The following is a 22446-nucleotide window of genomic DNA, read 5'->3' as shown; positions in this document are numbered from 1 at the left end:
CTGGTTTTGAGTAAAATTCAGGGATATAATTGAAGATTAACGAAAATTAAATTTTATTAAAAGTAGTTACATTCGCTGGTTGTAAATGGTAGATATGCATTCGCCACAATGTGTTTTTGACCGCTAAATTCTCTGCCGTAATAACCATCATCAAAACCACGTCCAAATTCCCCGCCCGCAGTCCGGGGCTTGTAGGCATTCCCCTTTTTAGCACTTTCGCTGCCCTGACGATAACCGTCGGAGTAAGCCCGTGGATGATATCCGGGGTCTTGGTCTAACAACCATTGTGTGACAGGATAACAGTATCTTCTCGGATAGACTCGATAACGACGGTTGTTATAGTAACCGCGATAGTAACCATTCCCGCCATAGCCTTCGTAATAGCGATTAAACAAACTATGATTATGTCTGCGATTGTAGACACGATCGCGTTCTTTGCCACTAGCTGGTTGATGGTTGAGCAAAAATGCGATGACTGTAATGATGATAAATAAAGTGACTGGGATAATTTTTTTCATTTTCATCAACCCCCAGACTTTTCTGAAATGATGATAGTTGGAGTATTACCTTAAATATATAATTTTTAGCAGTGAGAAAACATCATGCGATCGCATGATTTTGGGATTATTAATCTGTAATATTTGGGCAAACTGATGATGATTTTCCTGGTTGGTAAATTTTACCAAAGGAATGGTCAGCACGAATTTCTATGACTAAGTTGACATATGTTGACGAATTTGCTAGCGGTTTAATGAATAATTCCGGATGTAAAGCCCGCCAAAAGTAATTGACAAACTCTTCAATTTGCATATCTGTCATTCCCCGTTTCCCGCTAGCCTTCATGTCGTGTTCGGCTTGTTTGCGCCATTGGACTGAGTAACGGTAATCTTGGGGGTACAACAAAATTAAATGATCGAGACGCTCCCATAGTGGTAGATATTGCTTTAGTTGCTGGTTCATATCACGGGCGAAAGCTTTGTCTAGGGCTGTGATAATCGGGGGAGGTAGGTGATTAAATGCTGCATCCTCAATCGGACGAACACCAACAAACCAGCCTTCAAATAAGAGAATATCGACGTGGGGAATAATTTCCGGCTGAGTTCTATCTCCGGCTCCATTGTGAAGGGATTTATCGAAGCGAGGAATGCTGACAGGAGTTGGAGAATTTGCCTGAGAATTACGAATTTGCTCGAGGACATTTAAACCTAAGTTGATATCATGGGTTCCTGGAGGACCACGCCAAATTAAACGCGGGTCTTGTTGTTGCAGGAACATGCGATCGCGATAAGTTTTGTATAGGTCATCCAGTGATAAACAAGCCGCATGATATCCCATTTCCCCCAAAATCGAGGAAACACCTCTGGCTAATGTAGTTTTACCTGTTCCTTGCCCTCCTAATATTCCCTGAATCAAAGGACGACCGATATTTTGATGCTGTTCAGCCATTTGCAAGGCTAATTGTTGGTAGATTGTCATTTTTATGAGTGCTAAGGGCTGATACTAATGCTTGCTGAGTTTTCTTTGCCTGTAGCTAAGAACCCAACTTGAATGCTTCGATAAATAAACTGTAAACAAAACCTATTTTGAGGATATTCAGGGATTCTAGCCAAAGTGAACCAACGGCAAAACGACGACGGTAATATATTTGACTGGTGAATTCCGTTATCAAAACCAAAATTGCGGCGATAACGATATCGAGTCTAGCCTGTTGTCCTGCGGTTGTGGAAATTGCCGTCCCTAGGAAAATTCCCAGCAAAAAGCTTATAATCAGCACAGACCAACGTCGCCAAGGGTTACTCAGCCATTGTCCTAACCTTTGTGCGATCGCGTCAAACAAATCATTCAAACGAGTATTTTGCATTCTCTGGTGATTTGGGAGAAAATCAGATTATTATTTATGAGGAAATATCCCTATTTGAGGATATCGTCTCTAGGTTAACTAGCTATAAATAGTATTGTGGGGGTCTTGTAGTTATGCTGCAAGTTTTTCGTCTCCAGCTTGATCACAAAAAATGAGCGAGAGTAAAATTTTTACCTAATCTGTAAATTTTAATACATTTACCCTCAATTAATACCTAGTCTAAGGGGTGAATCCCCCCAGCCCTTTTATTTGCGAGTAAGATATAACCCTTGCTCGAATCTAAAAAAGATTACACCTACAAAGAAGTCACAAAGAAGTTTTGAGCTTTTTCCAGGTGAAATATTCGCTGCGGCTAGACTAAAGTTGTCAATCAAAATTTAGGATTCATAATTATAATTACTGACTCCTTGATTAATTAGAAATCGGCTAGAATTTAGGCAAGACCTTTGCTTCAAAAGTTAGACTGAGCTTTCCCAAGTTGATATTGGGGATACAGTAAATCCAGATTTCCTATTATTTTTCGATTACCAAACTAAATACTTATACCAATTCATCATCCGTAATTAAGAAAGTCAGGTAAGAATCTGAGTTTCCGATTTCAAATATGCTACTGAATTTTGAATAATTGGTATTGTTTCTCTCTAAATTTATTTCTTTCTCAATATTGACATCGATATGAAATTACCAAAGTATCGTCATGCGATTATCGCGATTGGTTGTTTGGGTGTACTCGGAATATTTGCTGGATGCTACCAAGTTAGCGTCTCTTTTGAACCAGCAGGAACAGAAGTCGCTTCCACATCATCAGTGCCAATTAACCAGTTAGCCAGCGAACAAACCAACGAATCATCTGGGCAAATTTCACCAATTACTTCAGAAAATACTGATGTGAAATTGCTTGCCTACCACCCCAGCACGGAAAAAAAAGGTACGGGAATCGGTAGTTTGCGGATGAGTAATCAAACCACTCAACCAGTACGTCTTGCCTTATTAGCACGGCGTGGTGAAGTCAAAGGTGGCGGCGGAAATGCGGCAGATGTCCCCGCACATTGGGATTTTGCACCCCAAGAAGGGAATGACAAGGGGTTGGTCTTATCGCTGCCTAATGGTAATTTGAAGTTGGCAAAGGGAGATGTATTGGTTGCATTCGCTCAAGATGGTTCCCGTAAATATTGGGGTCCATATGTAGTGGGCGAAACTCCTTTACCTGCTTGGAATTCAGAGGGGAAGGAGTGGCAATTGATTTTAAATAATTAAGGGATGGAGTATGGAAAGTAATTCTTAACTCCTTCTAACTCAGGGCTTCTTTGCAGAATTCAGAAGAACAAAAGCTGCTTAAATGTAGTCAAAACTATTGACTTATGATTTTTGTGTGTAAACCATTGATTATTGACTACCGACTTTTGATTCAATGATTAATCATGCTTTTGATAGATGGTGTAAGGATATTGAGAAGCGTCCAGTTCTGGCGATGATATCCTCTGTGCTGGTGGTTACTTTAGTTTCTGGGATTGGTTTTTTTTGGCATTTGGGGAGTATTGGTTTAATTGATGAAACCGAGCCTCTTTTTGCTGAAGCTTCTCGGCAAATGTTGGTGCGTGGAGACTGGATTACACCATTTTTTAATAATGAAACGCGATTTGATAAACCGGCTCTGATATATTGGTGTCAGGCGATCGCTTATCAAGTTTTTGGTGTCAATGAATGGGCTGTGCGGCTTCCGAGTGCTTTAGCTGCAACTGCTGTCGTCGGTTTTTGTTTTTATGTTTTGCAATGGTATGTCGCCAAGCAAAATATTTATCAAGATGGCAATCACAATCAAACAGGGGCATTTTCACATGCGAGTCGGCGCTGGATGGTGGCTAGTTTGGGTGCTGCATTAATTGCTCTCAGCCCGGAAATGATTGTTTGGGCACGTGCTGGTGTGTCCGATATGCTGTTAAGTTTTTGCATGGTTTCGGCTCTGTTGTGTTTCTTCCTCGGATATGTAAATGAGGAAGAGAGCTGTCGAAGTCGGGAAATATCTAATGATATTTCTAATGTGCTTTCCCCCTTATCTCCGGGCATTTTCCCTTCAAAATGGTACACGGCATTTTATATATTAATTGGTGGGGCAATTTTAACAAAAGGTCCTGTGGGGATTGTACTTCCTGGTTTAATTATTGGTATTTTTTTGCTCTATGTGGGCAAATTTAAGCAGGTATTGCAGGAAATACGATTATTTATTGGTTTATTAATTATTGCCCTTGTCTCGCTACCTTGGTATGTGTTGGTGACTTGGCGTAATGGTTGGAATTTTATTAATGATTTTTTTGGTTATCATAATGTCGAGCGTTTTACTGCTGTAGTTAATCGTCATTCGGCACCTTGGTATTTTTATTTTTTAGTTGTCTTACTAGGTTTTGCTCCCTATGCAGTGTATTTACCCAGTGCCATCCTCCGTAAAAATCGCGATCGCAAAACAAACCTAAACATCAATTTTTGGCAACGAAAATATTGGCTATCTCAACCTCGGATTCAGCAATTTAGCTTATTTATTCTCGCTTGGTTTTTTGGTGTTTTTGGCTTTTTTACTATTGCGGTGACAAAATTACCCAGCTATGTTTTGCCCTTAATGCCTGCTGTGGGGATTTTGATTGCATTGTTATTTAATGATTTAATTGCTCAAGACAAAAGCGATCGCATCTCCACTGTGCCTGGTTTTCGCCTTAGTGCTTGGGCAAATGTAATTTTTGTTGCAGCTATTGGTTTTACGTCTTTTTACGTTCCTCGGCTTTTTGGTGAGGATTCTGCGGCACCAAATTTCAAACAACTTTTACAGCAATCAAATTTAACTGAAATAGGCGGTATAATTTGGCTCGCTGCCGCCGTCATCTTAGCAATTTTACTGAAGAAGAAGATGTGGTTATCGCTATTTGGCGTTAATCTTGTGGCTTTTTGTCTATTTTTATTTTTCGTGCTGACTCCTGCCCAGTATCTTATGGACAGTGAACGACAAATGCCATTGCGACAATTATCAGCGATCGCAGTCCAAAATCAAAGACCCAACGAAGAATTAATGATGGTTGGTTTCAAAAAGCCATCAATTGCTTTTTACACTCAGCGCCCAATTAACTACATCAGAAGCAGCGAAGTTGCTGGTGAATATATTCAAAATCAAGCAGCCAAGACAACTCAACAATCTGTAATTGTGTTCGCACAGCCGAAAAAATTCGCCGAAATGGGTTTACAAGTCACTGATTACAAAATTTTAGGCGATCGCGGCGCATATCAAGTAATTCGAGTCCCTTTAAAATAATTTCTGAGTGGGGAGTTTGATGGATTTTTTGCCTGTTCACAGGGTAGGGACTATTAACAATATTTACAACCTCTTTAAAGCTAAATGAATTTCACCCAATAAGTCTTCCATTGAGATTGAACGTGGTAAGATTTTCGCGCCGACAATTGGCGAAACTAATGTTTTTTCACTAGTTTTTTCACCTGTTTCATTTTTATTTAATCTCTGGTCGATGATTAATACTGGAGGTAAATGAAATGGTAATTTTTCCAATGCTTTTAATGCTAGCATCACTTCTTTTTTAGGTGCTGATTTATACAGGCAAATTAGCAATAAGTCAACGCTATGGTGACGAATTTGTTGTAACATTTCTGCCCAAGAACGAGCCGTTGCAGCTTTTAATCCTCCCGTTTGTAAATACTGGATTAAGGCTTGAAACCATTCAGAAGGGCGATAAACATTGGTGCTTTCTAAGCTAGGCGAGGATGTATTTTCTGTTTGTTTTGTACTGTTTTTCTCATACCCATTTTCCCCTGCCCTAATTTGTTCATTATTACTAACTTGACTAACTCTAGAATTACGTAAATGATTATTTTTTGCCTCTGGTAAATCAGGCAACATCATTAAATCAACAATCAAGGTACTAGGGGGGCAACATATTCCCGCAGCAATTTGTAATACTGAAAGTAATGCTTCTGCTTTACCTTTTTGTCCCTGGGCTGTCAAGCAGGGAAAAACTGATAAACCTGGAACTTGAGAGGCTGCTTGCGAGACTTCCACGTCGCATGTGACAAGTGGCAAAACTGAGAGGCGGGGGTGCTTGCTCAGTCTTTCGAGATAGGATTGCGCCATTTGCATTTTGGTATCCAACAGGACAACATCAAATTGCCAAACTCGCGATAGTAATTCTGCTTGTTCGAGATCGTCAACTTCAATGACTCGATGGTCAAGGAGTGATGGCTGAATGTTATTTTCGATATCGGGATTAACTAAGCGTAAAATCCGAAGTGGAGTATTGACGATCGCTTCTTCATGACCTTTTTCGTGCTTTTTTTCTTTGGGTTTAATGCACAAGCTATCGAGTAATGGTGCCAGCATTTGGTGCTGGATGGGTAAACGCAAAAATCCCTCCGCACGGTTGGTAAAGGCTTGTTCTTTTTCCGCACCCGTGGCTGTGACAATTGCGGGAATGCGACGGGTTGCTTCTTCTGATTTCAACAGGGTAAGGACATCCCATCCCGATAGTAGGGGTAATACAGGATTAAGGAATATGGCTTTTGGCTGCAATCTCCGGGCTTTTTCAATCGCTTCACACCCCGAACGAGCGATCGCTACTCGATAACCTAAGCCAGTTAACTGTTCTGTGAGTTCTTCAATATATCTTCCCACAGCTTCCACGACTAAGATTAATCTTTGTGAGGGATTCGCGTGTAATCCTGTCAAAGGTGTTGATAGCACATCGTCGTTGACTGTAGCTTCCTCGTCTAACCGCCCTGCTTGGCTACCTGGAGAAATCCCATATTTGGCTTGGGGAAACATTCCCGAACCGAGTTCCCGACGACTAGTGTGAGGATGACTTAAGGTTTCGCTAAATGCACTTTTGGGTGGGCTAGGAGGTAAAAGTAAGGTAAACTGACTCCCCTTACCTTCTCGTGATAAAAAGCTCACATCTCCCCCATGCAGTCGTGCTAAGGCACGAGTTAGCACCAGCCCCAATCCAGTGCCCTCAAATTGACGGGTGAGGGGATTTTCAAGTTGTTGAAATTTCTGGAAAATTAAATGCTGTTGATGTTCAGGTATACCAATGCCTGTATCCCAAACAGTAAATGCAATCCAACCTTCCCAATGGTTAACGCGCAAACCAATTTTGCCACCACCTTCAGTAAATTTGAAGGCATTAGAAAGCAAATGTACCAGCATTTGTCGTAGTCTTAGTTCGTCAGCAATAATCTCGTTGAGTCCAGGTTCAATTACTAAGCTAAACTGATGATTTTCCTCTGTAGTGGCAACTTTGTTATTTTGAATATAAACAGCTTTCGCATCAAAAATGGCGCGATCGCAAACTGCTTGAATCTTGACTGGACTTACCGACAGTTCCATCTGCCCGGTTTCCATCCGCGTCAAGTCCAAAATATCGTTGACGACGCTCATTAAATGTCTGCCACTTTGATGGATAAGCCCGGCATATCGCGCTTGACGTTCGTTTAATTCTCCTAGTTGCTGATCAACTAGTAAGCGTGATAATCCCAATACTGCTGTGAGCGGTGTTTTTAATTCGTGGCTAATACAAGCTAAAAATTCGTCTTTTAAGCGATTTAATTGAATCAGGTCGGCATTTTTGGCGGCTAATTCTTTACTAAGTTGCTGCTGTTCGGTGACATCAGTTGCCAACATTAACCACATGTCATTAATGACTTTCCACTCCGGACTATCCAAGGGAATTTTCGCAAACTGCCAAACTCGCTCCTGACCACTTTGAACTTCAACCACACAGGTACAAGTACCTAATTGGCTATTCAAAAAACAGCGCCCTCCCATATTTGCCGTGCTTGTTTCTTCTGGTAGTTCGGAGCCAAAATTACCGGCAGCAAAGTTGTGAGTTGAGCTAGAACCGGAAATTAGGGGGGAAATATCGTCGATTTCGCCACTAATTGGACTAACTTTAACGCTGGCTTCGTAGGATTCATCCATTCCTGCGGAGATACTACGCCCAGATGAACGCTCTTCCCCAAAGGCTTTTGGGGACAAAATTGCCTCCACCTGTTGGCGAATTCCTTCGGGATTTTTTAACATACCCAATTGTTGCCACCAAGCTGGGTTTTGGGTGACAACTTCGCCACCACCTGTTTGTAGCATCAGGGGCCAAGGCAAACGTTCGAGTAATTGTACTAATGATTGATATTGAGATTGAGATTGAGATTGGGGAGACTTTTGTTCGGGTTGCGTTTTGGGAATAGATGTTTGGGGAATAGAAGCTTGAGAAATTGCTTTAGTTGGTACTGTTGTGACTCGATTAGTTTTCCGACGCTGTCTAGTTTCGCTTGTTTTTGATGCCTGTTTACTATTACCGATGGCGTTTTGATTCATGTTTTGAGGTTCCATATCTGTATTTAAACCATCGTTGGATCGTGGTTTTGTACTACTGGCGCTGTTACTAATTTCCGTTGACTTCGTTAAATGCTTTAATAAACGAGCATTATTAAGCAAACCCAAATATTTTTGATGACTATCAATCACCACCCAATCAGCAACAGGAGTCTGTTTATTTATCTTCACGGAAGATTGCCGAGGGTTTAATAATTTTTTAAATTTCTCTATACTTTCCGTTGCCAACACAGTCTTTATCGGTTGAAGAAGACTATTATCCAAACTCAAATTCCAACTGAAAAATTGCTGTTGCAAATAGTTTGTTAATTCCGAACCTTGGTTTTTTGTTACCAAAATCAGTAATTGGCTGATTAAACCTGCGGAGTACAGCAATCCCAGGGGATATTTTTGTTCATTCAATACTACTAAGCGATCGCAATTCTCAACCTCAAACATATCTAACAAAGCCGCCAAAGTAGTAGTTTGCGAGCAGCTTGGTACCGTTGAAATAAAATCATCAACCCGATAATGTAGCATTGACATCTCTAGTAATCTTGTCGCTCTTCTTGAGGTTGAAATCAAATCAAACCGCTACTTCTAAAGCTCATAGCGTTTTCCGACAGCAATACCCCCAGTGAAGATTGAAATTTAATTTTGATTTAATCACCGCCACTTCAATGCTTGAGAATTGGTTAGGCGTAAACGAACAAGTTTTTTTTTGCTAGCGACAAAATTGTCCGAACTACGATTATTCCCTGGCTATCCCAAAATCACAAACATAATTTACATCAATTTGACCGCGCTCAGGGACATTACCAAGGTTTCCTACACCATAATCGCTTGAGAGCTTTACCAAATAGCGATCGCAATACAAGTTTCTCAAACCGATCAAATTACTTGAGAGGTGTATGAGAGCTTGTTGAAGCTTATACCAGCATTATGTTGGTATCGAAACACTTTATAGAAAACGATAGCTATCACAATTATGGCTCCAAAGTATAGCTATTGAACCTTTAGGAATTATAATGATTTGGAATGATATGCTTCGTTATTCTTGTTTAAGTATCTTAATCAAATAACACAATTAGAAAATATACATTTGAATAGATACACAAATTTTAATCCTCTCCACGACTGAAACAAATTAGCCACAGCAAGATTAAAATAAGTGATTCTCACTATAATTATTTTGCCAAGCTAAAATCACAGCTAACGGCAAAAAATAATTATTGGTTTTCAAAATCTTTATGACTTCTTTAGTTTTATAAACTATATCTAAAGGTAGTTGCTACAACAATATCAAGAAACTGGATTAATAATTATAAACAATAAAAATTCCGCAGAGAGAATAAATAATAAATCAGCGCGTGGGTTTACCGACTCTTGATTGAAAACATCTGTTGCCTGTGAATTGTGAAACCCTGTACACAAAACAAACAAATACAAAATTACTCTTTGGCTCCTGTTTCAGCCTAATCTCCACAAAAAAACTGATAAAGCATGTATAAAATTTAAAATTAATCTTTGCTAAACACTTACTTATAATCAAAACCAAGTAAAAGGAATTGAGTGCTGAATCTCATACTTCTTCGCGTTCTATCAGATTTAACTACGCTTCCATCGTATCCCCTTTCTTTAGTCCTTGCCTTGATTTACAATTAGCTGTTGGCAAGTAGCTGACTACTGTGGAAGAGAATATGCAATGCCATTACATAATTTCTAAACAGATAGGGTTCAAGCCTAACTAAAGCCTTGAGCAGGCTTAATTATTGTCGTTCGTGTCGATCGCAAAAGAAGCGAGTAGCCGAAAATAGGAGACAGTGCATCTATTGCTAAAAAACAGACGACAAAAAGCTAACATGTACACTTAAATGTTACAAGCAAAAATACAAATTGTTTTTTTCCCAAATGACGACAGCCGACCAACGGGCATTGTTGCAGAAACTCAAATCGGACTACCGCCAGATTCTCATTAGCTACTTTATCCCAGACACCGCATCATCAGAAAAAATCGATAAATTTATCAATGCGCTATTTTGTGCTAGTATTCCTGTGCCCCAAATAATTGAAATGCACATGGAACTTATTGATGAGTTTTCCACACAGCTCAAATTGGAAGGGCGAAGTGATGAAACATTGCTTGATTACCGCTTGACACTAATTGATATTTTGGCTCACCTTTGCGAACTGTATCGGCGATCGCTACCAAGGTAAAGTCAAAGCTATGAGGTTTCCTCCAGATTGTCAAGTAGCAATATGGCAAAATGTGCAAGGAAAATCAGCTGATTTTTAAGAAAGTTCCAAAATTCGCTTCACGCTTTTCTATAAACAATTAACCTTCTATTAACCTTCACAGACAGCCCGTACTTTGTATATGAATCCAGTAAGAAAAACTTATGTCCTGAAGTTGTATGTAGCAGGGAATACACCTAATTCCGTCAGGGCATTAAAAACACTTAAAAACATCCTAGAGCAGGAATTTCAAGGTGTATACGCCCTCAAAGTCATAGATGTATTGAAAAATCCCCAATTGGCAGAAGAGGATAAAATATTAGCAACACCAACATTATCTAAAATTTTGCCCCCACCAGTTCGGAAAATTATTGGTGATTTGTCAGATAGAGAAAGGGTATTAATTGGACTAGATTTGCTTTATGAAGAGTTGACGGAAGAAGACTTTTTCTCAGAATAGTTAATAGGTAATAGGTGACAGCGAATCATTAAATGCATCAGAAATAATCAATTATAAATAAAGTATTGGAAATCATGAATACTTGAGACAAAAGATTAAAGTATGAGATGATGGTTAGTTGTAAATAAAATAAAAATTAAAAACGAATGGCTAACAACTAATATATAGATTACCAAATAACTAATAAGAATAGATACATAGCATTAACAAAAAAATTTAAGTAACTGGGTAAAACCCTTTTTTAAGTAGTAAACAATGAGTGAAAACGACCTACAAGGGCAAAATAGCACACCGATAATTGGGGGTGTTGAAAAAATTCGTACAATGATAGAGGGGTTTGATGACATTAGTCATGGTGGATTACCGAGCGGTAGAACCACCCTCGTTAGCGGCACCTCTGGAACAGGCAAAACATTATTATCACTACAGTTTCTCTATAACGGGATTAATTTCTTCGGTGAATCGGGAGTATTTGTCACCTTTGAAGAATCCCCTAGTGATATTATTAAAAATGCCCATATATTTGGGTGGAATTTACAGCGTCTCATAGAAGAAGGCAAATTATTTATCCTTGACGCTTCTCCCGATCCGGAAGGTCAAGATATTGTTGGTAATTTTGATTTATCAGCACTAATTGAGCGTTTACAATATGCTATTCGCAAGTACAAGGCGAAGCGTGTCTCCATTGACTCAATTACAGCAGTCTTTCAACAGTACGAAGCCGTTGGAGTTGTCCGTCGCGAAATTTTCCGCCTCGTAGCCAGGCTCAAACAACTCGATGTGACAACGATTATTACCACCGAACGTAGTCAAGAATATGGGCCAGTTGCCTCCTTTGGGGTAGAAGAATTTGTCTCAGATAATGTGGTTATTGTTCGCAACGTTTTGGAAGGAGAACGACGGCGACGCACAATCGAAATTCTCAAACTGCGCGGTACAACCCATATGAAAGGGGAGTACCCTTTTACCATCACTAACGATGGCGTAAATATCTTCCCGTTAGGAGCAATGCGTTTAACGCAGCGTTCTTCCAATATTCGTGTTTCTTCAGGAGTTGAAACCCTAGACACAATGTGCGGCGGTGGATTTTTCAAAGACTCAATCATTTTAGCAACTGGTGCTACTGGTACAGGTAAGACTCTGTTGGTGAGTAAATTTTTACAAGAAGGCTGTGCCAGAGGAGAGCGAGCAATATTATTTGCTTACGAAGAATCGCGAGCGCAATTATCACGAAATGCTTTCTCCTGGGGGATAAATTTCGAGGACTTAGAACGTCAAGGTTTATTAAAAATCATTTGTACCTATCCCGAATCAACAGGTTTAGAAGACCATTTGCAAATCATTAAATCAGAAATTTCGGAATTTAAACCTGGGAGAATTGCGATCGATTCCTTATCAGCCCTGGCGCGGGGAATTAGTAATAATGCTTTTCGTCAGTTTGTGATTGGTGTCACCGGTTATGCAAAACAAGAGGAAATTACTGGCTTTTTTACGAATACAACTGACCAATTTATGGGATCACATTCGATTACTGACTCTCATATTTCTACCATCACTGATACAATTTTGATGTTGCAATATGTGGAGATTCGTGGTGAAATGGCAAGAGCCATCAACGTATTTAAAATGCGTGGTTCTTGGCATGACAAAGGTATTAGGGAATACGATATCACAGCAGATGGTCCACAAATTAAAGATTCCTTCCGAAATTACGAGCGAATCGTTAGTGGTGGTCCAACTCGCGTTAGCATTGACGAAAAGACGGAGCTATCCCGTATAGTCAGGAGTTTCCAAGATAAAGAAAATCCCGACGCTTAAAGATAGCATCGTGTTATATTTCTATGGGTGGGATAACGGTTTTAAGCCGCTTATTTTTTGTGTGAGGAACGCGGTGAAAGCACAGCATTTATTTTATGGTTTCTTGCCCGGAGTCACTGTAGCAGTTCTAACGGTGCAGCCAAGTTGGGCTAACAATTTAGAATTAAGTCAACCTAATTGGGTTGATTTCAGTTTGGATATTTCTCCTAATCATGTTTCCCCTAATCATGTATTGACTAATGTTTTAAATCCGATTTATGTTGCTCAAACGACCAATTTGCCCCAGCAAATCGTCTATAAAAGTAGATATATTCCCGAATTAATAAATCAGCAAATAGGGATTGGATACTCGAACCAGGTTCGTGCTGTAGTTAATCCTATCACCCAAACATCATCCATTAACTTTGTGCCTTTCAGTCGCGATCGCCTATTATTTGATAGGAGTAATACTTCATTTAGGCAATACGCTGATGTGGACGCAAAATATAGCTTGGCGGAGATGAAGCTATATAATCCCGAAGCAATGACTAACAACACTTCAGTTGTAAAGTCCAGTGTAGTCGCTCCTGTTGACAGTTCCCCAGAAATTTTATCTGCCTCTTTGCAGCAGCAAATCAAACAACCTCAACTAAACCCTCGGACTCAATTAACGATAGTATCGCCGGTTCCGACTAGAGAGAAAAAGGGGGAAGACAGTGCCGCAGTTCTCACCAGGGTATTGCCAAAAACGTCCCCAGTGGCACAAAACCAAAAACCACTAGCCCAGTCACCAACTACCAATCCAGCCACTACCCCAGGGCAACTTCCGAGCTATCTGAATTCCAATCCCAATCCGCTACAATTTCCCACCAAAGCCGAAGAAGTAAGACTTCAAGGGACACAACCAATTACATTAAATCAGGCATTAGAAGCCGCACGACGCAACAATAAACAGCTACAGGTGGCATTATTGCAACTGGAACGTAGTCAAGCTGTATTGCGGGAAGCACAAGCCTCATTATTGCCGAATTTGAGCGTCAATGCCACAATTAATCGCGGACAATCAGCCCAAGGGCAACTCCAAGTCGAACGAGAAATCCAGAATACACCACCAGCATTTCGAGATCAAATTCAGGGAGATAGCCCCAGCACTGCATTTAATAGTACCGCACAGTTGAGTTACAGTCTGTATACATCCGGACAACGACAAGCGACAATTCGTCAAGCCGAAGAACAGTTACGGGCAAGCGAATTCACTGTTGAGCAGCAATCGGAAGATATTCGCCAGACTGTGACAAAGCAATATTACAATTTGCAACAAGCTGACGAACAAGTGCGGATTAGTCAGTCAGCAGTAACTAATGCCGAAGCCAGTTTACGTGATGCACTCGCACTCGAAAGGGCTGGTGTCGGAACTAGATTTGATGTGTTGCGATTCCAAGTTAACTTGGCAAACTCCCAACAAAACCTAACGAATTCGCGATCGCAGCAACAAATTGAACGGCGACGGTTAGCGTCAATTTTAAGCGTACCGCAAACAGTTAACTTGAGTGCTGCCGACCCTGTAAAACTTGCAGGTTTGTGGAATCAAAGCCTGGAAGAAAGCATTATCCAAGCCCTCAAAAATCGACCAGAACTACAACAACAACTGGCTCAACGCAATATTAGTGAACAACAACGGCGACAAGCATTATCACAACTAGGACCACAAATCAACCTCATTGCTAGTTATAATTTGCTCGATCAGTTTAACGATCAAATTCCGATTACAGATGGTTATTCAGTCGGGGTGCAGGCAAGTTTAAACTTGTATGATGGCGGTGCTTCCAGGGCAAGGGCAGCACAAGCAAGTAAAAATGTGCAGATTGCCGAAACTAATTTTGCCAACCAGCGCAACACAATTCGTTTTGAAGTGGAGCAAGCATATTCGGAGTTACGTTCTAATTTGGAGAATGTGCAAACAGCGACTACGGCACTCGAACAAGCAAAAGAGGCACTACGGTTAGCACGTTTGCGCTTCCAAGCCGGTGTTGGTACCCAAACCGATGTGATTGCCGCAGAAAATGACTTAACACAATCTGAAGGTAATCGAATTCGGGCTATTTTGGATTACAATCGCGCTTTGGCTGATATCCAACGGGCGGTGACAATCAGAGGTACGCAGTAATTTTGCAAATACGGTGCTGCTCCGCAGTAGACGCGCTAGCATCTTCTAGTAAAGTAGCAAGACAGTTAAGGTTGTCAGTCAATCGATTTGCTGAAAACCAAGACTTGGGAGAAGTTGGGGTGGAGATTTTCTTCCCCCAAACCCCTCCAAAAAAGTTGATCTGTTTTGTTTGTGGTAATTGATTTATATTCTTAACTAAACTGTATTGAAGCGTATTTGTGGGAAAATATTACTCTTTTGTTGAGGATAGCTACGACTAATGCTACCTTCAATTGTGTTGTGTGAGAAGCGACTGTAAGAGTATATATGAATCATAGACGTAGATATATGGATAATTGGGTGCTGAATGGTACTGGGAAAACAGCAACCCATTTATCAATTGCCGTTGTGACATTGATATCTAATTTATTTGCCCCATTCGCCAGTATTGCTACACCCCCCCGCAATCCTGATAAGACTGTGAATTGCGATATTTTAGTGGCTGGGGGAGGACTTTCCGGGGCTGCGACAGCTTATGAAGGCTTACTTGCAGGCAAAACCATTTGTCTGACGGAAATCACCGATTGGTTGGGAGGACAAATTTCTGCCCAGGGAACATCCGCCTTAGATGAACGCCCCACCCAACGAGTAAAACAATTTTACTCCCGTGGTTATCTCCAATTACGCGATCGCATTGAAAAACGTTACAAAGGGAATTTAAATCCTGGTGATTGTTGGGTTAGCGATTCGTGCTTTTTACCTAAAGACGGACATGAAATTCTGCGGGACATTCTTAAAGACGCAGAAAAGCGTGGTAAAGGCAAATTAGAATGGTTTCCGAATACAGTAATTAAAGACTTACAAAAAAGTGCTGATGGTAAAATTATTGAAAGTGCTGTCGCCATACAACATCAGCCAGCTAAAGGTGCTGCACCCATCAACAGCTTTCCCCTATCGCAAACCATTGAAGACGCATTTAGCTACGAAAATTCCCAGCGCTTCAACAAAACCATTATTCGCTTTCTTCCCAAAGCAACTCCAAAAAATACAACTTCACCCAGATGGTATGTTGTTGATGCCAGTGAAACAGGAGAAATAGTTGCCCTTGCAGATGTACCCTACCGCTTGGGAATCGATCCACTTTCCCATCTAGAACCCTCATCATCTAGCAAAACTAACGATCAATACTGCACCCAAGGTTTTACATATACCTTGGCAATGGAGGCAACCAAAGACGCGCAACCGCAGACAATGCCTCCATATTACATGCAATATTCCCCCTACTTTAGTTACGAATTGAAGCGACTGGCAGATTTTGACTTAGTTTTTACATACCGTCGTATCTGGAGTCCCCAAAAAGGAGAACCGAAAACCTTTGGTGGTGTCAAATTTACTACTCCTACCCCCGGCGATATCTCCATGCAAAACTGGACTTGGGGGAATGATTATCGACCTGGCACTGCCCAAGATAACTTAGTTTATACCCAGCAGCAATTGCGATCGCTGGGACAACTCAACCCCGGTGGCTGGAAAGGCGGATTGCGAACCGAGTCCTTACGCAAAGCTGAAGAAAAAGCCTTTTCCTATTATTACTGGTTAGTTGCGGGAACTACTGACTCGCAGCTCGGTAATGGCGTGAAAACACCACGCACAAATAACCGCTTTTTGAGTGGATTTAACGCACCAATGGGAACCGCCCATGGGTTATCAAAATATCCCTATATGCGTGAAGGCAGAAGAATTATCGGTCGTCCAAGTTGGGGACAACCGGAAGGATTCACTATTTGGGAAGTAGATATTTCCCGACGCGATTACAACGATGAATATTACCGTAATAACTTGCCTGCTGATATGTATCGTCGGTTACGAGCGACACTTGCAGGCTTGGAAGCCGCATCCGTAATTTCCGGCAAAATTGACCCCAATAAAGCTCTCCGTCGCACACGCTCAACTATTTTCCCCGACGCAATCGGTATCGGACATTACGCAATTGATTTTCACCCCTGCATGGAAAAAAGCCCCCCCGAAGCACCAGGAAATCGGGAACGTCCTGGAGAAAGAAGAGGTGCTGGACAAGCTTATCCCTTCCAAATTGCCCTGCGGGCAATGATTCCCCAAAAAATCGATAATTTAATCGTTGGTGGTAAAAGTATTGCCACAAGTCACATCGCCGCCGCCGCCTATCGAGTACACTCATTTGAATGGTCAGCAGGTGCAGCAGCCGGAACAGTTGCCGCATTTAGCTTGAAAAATGCGATCGCACCTTATCAACTAGTCGATGAGTTACCCAAAATCGAACCCCAATTAATCGCTTTGAAGCAACTTTTGGAAAAAAACGGCAATCCCACCGCTTTCCCAGATACATCAATATTTAACCAAAATTGGGAAGATTGGAAGTAACTTGGTGAGTGGTTGGTAGTTAGTAGTTAGCGATTGTCGGGAATAAACTCCAGTTTTATCCCAACTAGCAATTACCATTAACCATTAACTACTAACCATGAACTAAACTAGTAACTTGTAGTGTAGTTCTGTAAATGCCAATTGGTTTAAATAGTATTATGATTACAAGACTTTCAGCAGCAGTTTACGGAATGGGTGCAGCACCGACTGTAACTCCTGAACGGTCTAGTCAAACGACCCGCAAGACTTATCCCAACTATAAGGTTATCGTTCTCAATGATGACTTTAATACATTTCAACATGTAGCCGAATCTCTGATAACATATATACCGAATATGACACCCGATCGCGCTTGGGAACTCACCAATCAAGTACATTTTGATGGGCAAGCGATCGTTTGGGTTGGTCCGCAGGAAATGGCTGAACTTTATCATCAGCAGTTGCGTCGTGCTGGTTTAACAATGGCACCACTCGAAGCTGCGTAATCCCACAGTGTAATCTCACAATGGAAAAACCCTCCCCCGGCAGACTCGTTTGGAATCATTCTACCCACATTGCTGGACTTATCCCGATTTTAGAACGCCTGTGCAAACAAGATGGCATCCAAACAGTGACTCCAGGTGTCATTGGACGCGCCAAGGGACATAGTCCGAGTCTGCAACTTCGTGTCTCGGTGCCAATCCGGGGAGGTTTCAAAATCATTGCTCGTCATGGCAAGACTGTACAAGAAGTATTTATTATTACACCACTAGACCAAGCAACATTGGAAACTGCAATTGCGATCGCTGTGAAAAAGTAGTTGTTATTAGTAACTAGTACGTGAAGGCAGAAGGCAGAAGGCAGAAGGAATAAAGCTTATTTTAGAAGCTTTTTGTCATTTTAGAATGGTTGGTTCATTTCCGCCGCACTGTACTAGTTATTTGGTTAACTAGTTATTGATGATGATTAAATTGAAAAATGTATGTGCAAATTGTCTAACTTCCACTTGAATTTAAACAATATGCTGATACCCAAAAGGAGAAATTTATCAGCATATTTACAAGGGGTAAGTATTAGAAATTAAAAATGCAAATTAAAACTTACTCTTCAATTTCATGCACGGCAAACTTGTGTAGAGGCAAACAAACAATACAAGAAAATGTGAGTAAATATGACAAAGTTGTAGTCAATCTCAATGTTCCCGTGACATTTTCCCAATCAGGAACAATCAGCTTTTGAACCCCAAAGGCGACGCAATAAACTAACCAGTAAGAAAAACTCATTTTCAGCAAGATAGACTCGGTTGCTTCTGTCTCATCGTCACTTGGTTTCCGACTCCATAACAATGCTAACCCAGCCATACAAGCGATCGCAGATATTGCCACAAAAATTTCATGACAAAATACGTTTGTCAAACACATTTTTATTTACCCCAGCAATTTCTCATTGCATATCAGTCTATAGGAATAGACTTTCAGATTCCAAAATATAGTTACAAACTGAAATGGAATGCTGGGAAATATATGAACAAATACAAAGAAAGCTAAATTAATATATAGTTGACATCTAAGAAGCAGTTTTTAGCTTGATAAAAATCATCAGATAATTCCCTATCACCGGAACATTACATCATGACAACACCACAACCAGGACAAAACGCACCAGCATTTTCCGCCTCTAACCAGAATGGTGAAACTATTAATCTGGAAGACTTTCAAGGTAAGTGGCTAATATTGTATTTTTATCCGAAAGATGATACTCCAGGTTGTACAACTGAAGCCAAAGACTTTAGCGCTTTTGTTGAAGATTTTATGGAATTAGGAGCGGAAATATTAGGTGTGAGTACGGATTCAACAACAAAACACTGTAAATTTATTGATAAACACAATTTAAAAATTACATTATTGAGTGATCCTGAACATCAGGTAGCCGACGCTTATGGAGTATGGAAGCTGAAAAAATTTATGGGCAAAGAATACATGGGAATCGAGCGCTCTACATTTTTAATTTCACCCGATCGCAAAATAGCTTATACCTGGTCAAAAGTCAAAGTCAAAGAACATGTTGCTGATGTTCTCAAGCAATTACAATTATTGATTAAGAATTAAAATTAATAATTCAAACAAAGCAATAATCACAAAAATAATTAAGTTAAGTATTCGTACTGAAATAGACGCAGAGATTCTAGGATAAATTGATAATTAGGTATAGGCGTAAAAATTATCTGGAGACGTAGTATGACTACGCCTCAACAGTAATTTTTGTGAACGCATAATTAATTGATTGATTAACTAATTTCTACTCCTGTGTAGATTCGATACTGGCTAACTGCCACTATTAAAAATATGGATACGATCGCACTACCAAAAATCTACTTTCAACCAAAAACATCCCGTTATCAACCAAATTCAAATAATCCCAATCAAATCAGTTCAAAAATAAAAATTCTTACCGTCAAAGAATGCAAATTAGCGAACTTTGGTCATATAGCCCTCGATGAGTCACAAACTGCAATCTTAGCATCAATGAACCGTCAAATAATTCTCCTTTGTCGTTCATTACCTGCTTCATTGCAAGATGCCGCAGTTGCCGCAATTCAGCGCTACTATACGGGGTTTGAAGTTGCCAATTTACTCACCTTTTTTACAAAATTTTATGTCCCTAGTTGGTCATTAATTTATTGGATGCAGCAAGCCAACCCTATCTTGCAAACATTAGAACTAGAAAATGCTTTTTCTGGTCAAGCGATGGCGTACTTTTTACATATGCTTGATGACCATCTTGCTAATGGTAAAATACCCACCAATCATTTATTTTTGCATTTACACACATCTGCTTGGACAAAATTTCATCACGCAGCCAAAGCCTTATCAAAGAATATTCATAATGGCGCAGAATTAGTTACAGAACTAATTGATAACTATTTTAGTAGCATCCAAGAAACTACAGAAATTGACAGCATCAATTCCTATTGCAATGTCTTCCGCAAACAACTTAGTACAACCTTAGTGATTCCTCTCCTCGTCGCTAAACATACTGGGTTTGAAACTACACTAATTCGTCAAATATACGAATCCTTTGGTGTTGCTTGGCGACTTTTAGATGATTTGCGGGACTGTAGTCATGATGCTTTTGCTGGCGAATTATCAGCGATTTATTATCTTCTCCCTTTAGAAGAGCGCCAATTGTGGTTAAATTGTCAAGGTAAAGACGAACAATCAAATGATTGGCAAAAACTTCAATCATACTTAGAACAACAAGGTATTTTGCGAAAATTAATTTCTCACATTTGTACCGCTCTCAAAAAAGCTCAAAAAAATGCAGATTTAGCTAAATTACCAGCTTATGCAACACAATTACGACAACTTGCCGCTCCATTGTGGGAAATGTAATTTTGTTGAGGATTTTGATGAGGCAATGAAAATAATTTGTGATTGAGGTTGAATCAGAATAAATCCCACATAACACAAAATAGTGAAAAGAGCAACTTGTGAGAGGAGATTTACGCTGCCGATTTAATCCCATTTAAACTAATATCCAGGCTTTATGGGAGAAAATTAAAATTGAAAATGACATAGCTCAGGCGAGAAATTTTGTGGAGCGATCGCCTCTATAATCAAAGTTCTTATATAAATAAGCTAGATTGCGAGTAATTGGCACATTCTTAATTACAATATTAGCTGTCTCGGCTTTTTTTCCCACTTGCTATGAAAAACTCGATTGCTGTTCTACCTCCATTCATTGTTTTGGATCGATTACTCCAAGATTGGTTATTAGAAGATATTGGCAGAGGCGATCGCACAACTCAAAGTTTGTTTACAATGGATTCGACGGAAGGACAGGCAGAATGGATTGTCAAAGCATCTGGGGTTATAGTTGGTTTACCGATTGCTGCCAGAGTATTCCATCTTTTAAATGAGAAAATCAGTTTTGTGCCCTTTGCAATTGAAGGACAATATTGCGATCGCGGTTTGGTTGTAGCGAGAATGCATGGTTCCATGGATGCGTTGTTAATGGGGGAAAGAGTCGCTCTCAATTTGGTGATGCGTTTAAGTGGAATTGCGACTTTAACTCGACAGTATGTAGAAAGGATTGCAGATTTACCCGTAAAATTAGTCGATACCCGCAAAACAACGCCAGGACTAAGGATTCTGGAGAAATATGCAACTTTGTTAGGTGGTGCGGTTAATCACCGCATGGGTTTAGATGATGCAGTGATGCTCAAGGATAATCATATCGCGGCGGCGGGCGGAATTGGAGCTGCGATCGCGGCAGTAAGAAAACAAATTCCCTATCCTCTCAACATTGAGATTGAAACAGAATCTTTAGACCAAGTCAAAGAAGCATTATTACATAAAGCCGATATTATTATGTTGGATAATATGCCGTTGGAAATGATGCGAAAAGCGGTGCAAATGATACGACAACAAGATAGTCGTGTCAAAATCGAAGCTTCAGGAAATATTACTTTAGACACTATTCGCACGGTTGCAGAAACAGGTGTTGATTATATTTCGAGCAGCGCTCCCATTACACAATCAAAGTGGTTAGATTTAAGTATGAAAATGAAATAATTTCCGCAGTGTTGAGAACCAAGACTTGGGAGAAATTGGGGAGGAGATTTTCTTCCCCCAAGCCCCCTCCAAAAAAGTTGATCTGTTTCGTTTGCGGTAATTGATTTATATTCTTAACTGAACTGTATTGTCTTAATATTTCCTATATATTTCGAGTGAGGATTAGCCAATGTCACAGGAAGAAATTCAAGCCATTATCAATTCCTATTACACAAATATTGCTGCCATGAATGCTGAAGGGGTGTTAGCAAATTTTGCCGAGGATGCGATGAGTTATGATCCCGTTGGCGAACCTCCCACAAAAGTTCATGAAGGATTCCATGAATTTATAGGAAGATTACAGGCTGTATTTGAGAATTTGCAATCAACAATCGAATCAACTTTTATTACAGGTAACGAAGCGGCAGTTAAATGGAAAACTCAAGGAATTAGCAAAAGCGCTAAATCTATTACATTTGAAGGGATTACCATTTTTGAAATTAACAATCATGGAAAGATTCAAACAACTCGTGCTTATTGGAATCCAGCTGCAATGATTGCTCAGTTGCGTGGGTAAATCAAAATTAGCTAAAAACCTAAAACAATTTAGCCCAGTCAGAGGTGACTGGGCTATTTAAACTTAAACTCGATGGG

The 22446-nt window shown here is 40.2% G+C and carries 17 protein-coding genes and 1 pseudogene; 13 read left to right on the top strand and 5 right to left on the bottom strand.

The features are described 5' to 3' along the window. Positions 1-56: 56 nt before the first annotated feature. From VB733_RS10690 to VB733_RS10680, 3 genes are all read right to left on the bottom strand, one after another. Entirely contained in the window at positions 57-518 is a 462-nt protein-coding gene (locus tag VB733_RS10690; protein WP_323340073.1) for a hypothetical protein, read from the bottom strand. A gap of 109 nt (positions 519-627) precedes the next feature. Continuing rightward, complete coding sequence (locus VB733_RS10685; protein ID WP_323340072.1) at positions 628-1476, bottom strand: glycerate kinase; 849 nt, start codon at positions 1474-1476, stop codon at positions 628-630. 55 nt (positions 1477-1531) lie between these two features. After that, positions 1532-1861 carry a DUF565 domain-containing protein gene (locus VB733_RS10680; RefSeq protein WP_323340071.1) on the bottom strand — a complete coding sequence of 110 codons (330 nt, stop codon included), beginning with the start codon at positions 1859-1861 and terminating at the stop codon, positions 1532-1534. A 675-nt stretch (positions 1862-2536) separates the two neighbouring features. On the opposite strand from VB733_RS10680, the gene VB733_RS10675 reads away from it, so the two are divergent. Together VB733_RS10675 and VB733_RS10670 are read left to right on the top strand one after the other, a co-directional pair. Beyond that, complete coding sequence (locus VB733_RS10675; RefSeq protein ID WP_323340070.1) at positions 2537-3118, top strand: hypothetical protein; 582 nt, start codon at positions 2537-2539, stop codon at positions 3116-3118. A 154-nt stretch (positions 3119-3272) separates the two neighbouring features. Beyond that, the gene (locus VB733_RS10670; protein WP_323340069.1) at positions 3273-5159 is read left to right on the top strand and encodes a glycosyltransferase family 39 protein; all 1887 of its coding nucleotides are present in this window, start codon (positions 3273-3275) and stop codon (positions 5157-5159) included. 63 nt (positions 5160-5222) lie between these two features. On the opposite strand, the gene VB733_RS10665 is transcribed toward VB733_RS10670, so the two are convergent. Further along, positions 5223-8762 carry a hybrid sensor histidine kinase/response regulator gene (locus VB733_RS10665; protein ID WP_323340068.1) on the bottom strand — a complete coding sequence of 1180 codons (3540 nt, stop codon included), beginning with the start codon at positions 8760-8762 and terminating at the stop codon, positions 5223-5225. A gap of 1347 nt (positions 8763-10109) precedes the next feature. Between VB733_RS10665 and VB733_RS10660 the strand changes: the two are divergent. The 7 genes and pseudogenes from VB733_RS10660 to VB733_RS10630 all read left to right on the top strand — a co-directional run. After that, a pseudogene (locus VB733_RS10660) lies at positions 10110-10439 on the top strand (circadian clock protein KaiA); the annotation flags it as partial. Between the two features lie 160 nt (positions 10440-10599). Further along, a complete protein-coding gene (gene kaiB, locus VB733_RS10655; RefSeq protein ID WP_096612316.1) occupies positions 10600-10917 on the top strand; it encodes a circadian clock protein KaiB in 318 nt (105 codons plus the stop codon). 255 nt (positions 10918-11172) lie between these two features. Next, positions 11173-12735: a circadian clock protein KaiC gene (gene kaiC, locus VB733_RS10650; protein WP_323340067.1), complete on the top strand. Its 1563-nt coding sequence runs from the start codon at positions 11173-11175 to the stop codon at positions 12733-12735. A 73-nt stretch (positions 12736-12808) separates the two neighbouring features. After that, on the top strand, positions 12809-14881 hold the full coding sequence (locus tag VB733_RS10645; RefSeq protein ID WP_323340066.1) for a TolC family protein: 2073 nt from the start codon (positions 12809-12811) through the stop codon (positions 14879-14881). Positions 14882-15208: 327 nt separating this feature from the next. Further along, positions 15209-17260 carry an FAD-dependent oxidoreductase gene (locus tag VB733_RS10640; protein ID WP_323340183.1) on the top strand — a complete coding sequence of 684 codons (2052 nt, stop codon included), beginning with the start codon at positions 15209-15211 and terminating at the stop codon, positions 17258-17260. Positions 17261-17418: 158 nt separating this feature from the next. After that, positions 17419-17745 (top strand): ATP-dependent Clp protease adapter ClpS, encoded by a 327-nt coding sequence (gene clpS / locus VB733_RS10635; RefSeq protein WP_323340065.1) that lies wholly within the window; start codon positions 17419-17421, stop codon positions 17743-17745. 20 nt (positions 17746-17765) lie between these two features. Next, positions 17766-18059, top strand: coding sequence for a DUF2103 domain-containing protein (locus tag VB733_RS10630; RefSeq protein WP_323340064.1), 294 nt, complete (start codon positions 17766-17768; stop codon positions 18057-18059). A gap of 280 nt (positions 18060-18339) precedes the next feature. Here the strand turns inward: VB733_RS10630 and VB733_RS10625 are convergent, their stop codons facing one another. Then, positions 18340-18660: a hypothetical protein gene (locus VB733_RS10625; protein ID WP_323340063.1), complete on the bottom strand. Its 321-nt coding sequence runs from the start codon at positions 18658-18660 to the stop codon at positions 18340-18342. A gap of 210 nt (positions 18661-18870) precedes the next feature. Here VB733_RS10625 and bcp point away from each other — a divergent pair, with 210 nt between their 5' ends. The 4 genes from bcp to VB733_RS10605 all read left to right on the top strand — a co-directional run bounded on the left by bcp (position 18871) and on the right by VB733_RS10605 (position 22369). Next, positions 18871-19347: a thioredoxin-dependent thiol peroxidase gene (gene bcp, locus VB733_RS10620; protein WP_323340062.1), complete on the top strand. Its 477-nt coding sequence runs from the start codon at positions 18871-18873 to the stop codon at positions 19345-19347. Between the two features lie 237 nt (positions 19348-19584). Beyond that, positions 19585-20631, top strand: coding sequence for a hypothetical protein (locus VB733_RS10615; RefSeq protein ID WP_323340061.1), 1047 nt, complete (start codon positions 19585-19587; stop codon positions 20629-20631). A gap of 315 nt (positions 20632-20946) precedes the next feature. After that, positions 20947-21813 (top strand): carboxylating nicotinate-nucleotide diphosphorylase, encoded by an 867-nt coding sequence (nadC, locus tag VB733_RS10610; protein WP_323340060.1) that lies wholly within the window; start codon positions 20947-20949, stop codon positions 21811-21813. Between the two features lie 169 nt (positions 21814-21982). After that, on the top strand, positions 21983-22369 hold the full coding sequence (locus VB733_RS10605; protein WP_323340059.1) for a nuclear transport factor 2 family protein: 387 nt from the start codon (positions 21983-21985) through the stop codon (positions 22367-22369). The last annotated feature ends 77 nt before the right edge of the window (positions 22370-22446 follow it).

The sequence above is a fragment of the Calothrix sp. UHCC 0171 genome (assembly GCF_034931845.1).
Lineage (GTDB): Bacteria > Cyanobacteriota > Cyanobacteriia > Cyanobacteriales > Nostocaceae > Brunnivagina.
This window is presented reverse-complemented; position numbering and strand designations above follow the sequence as displayed.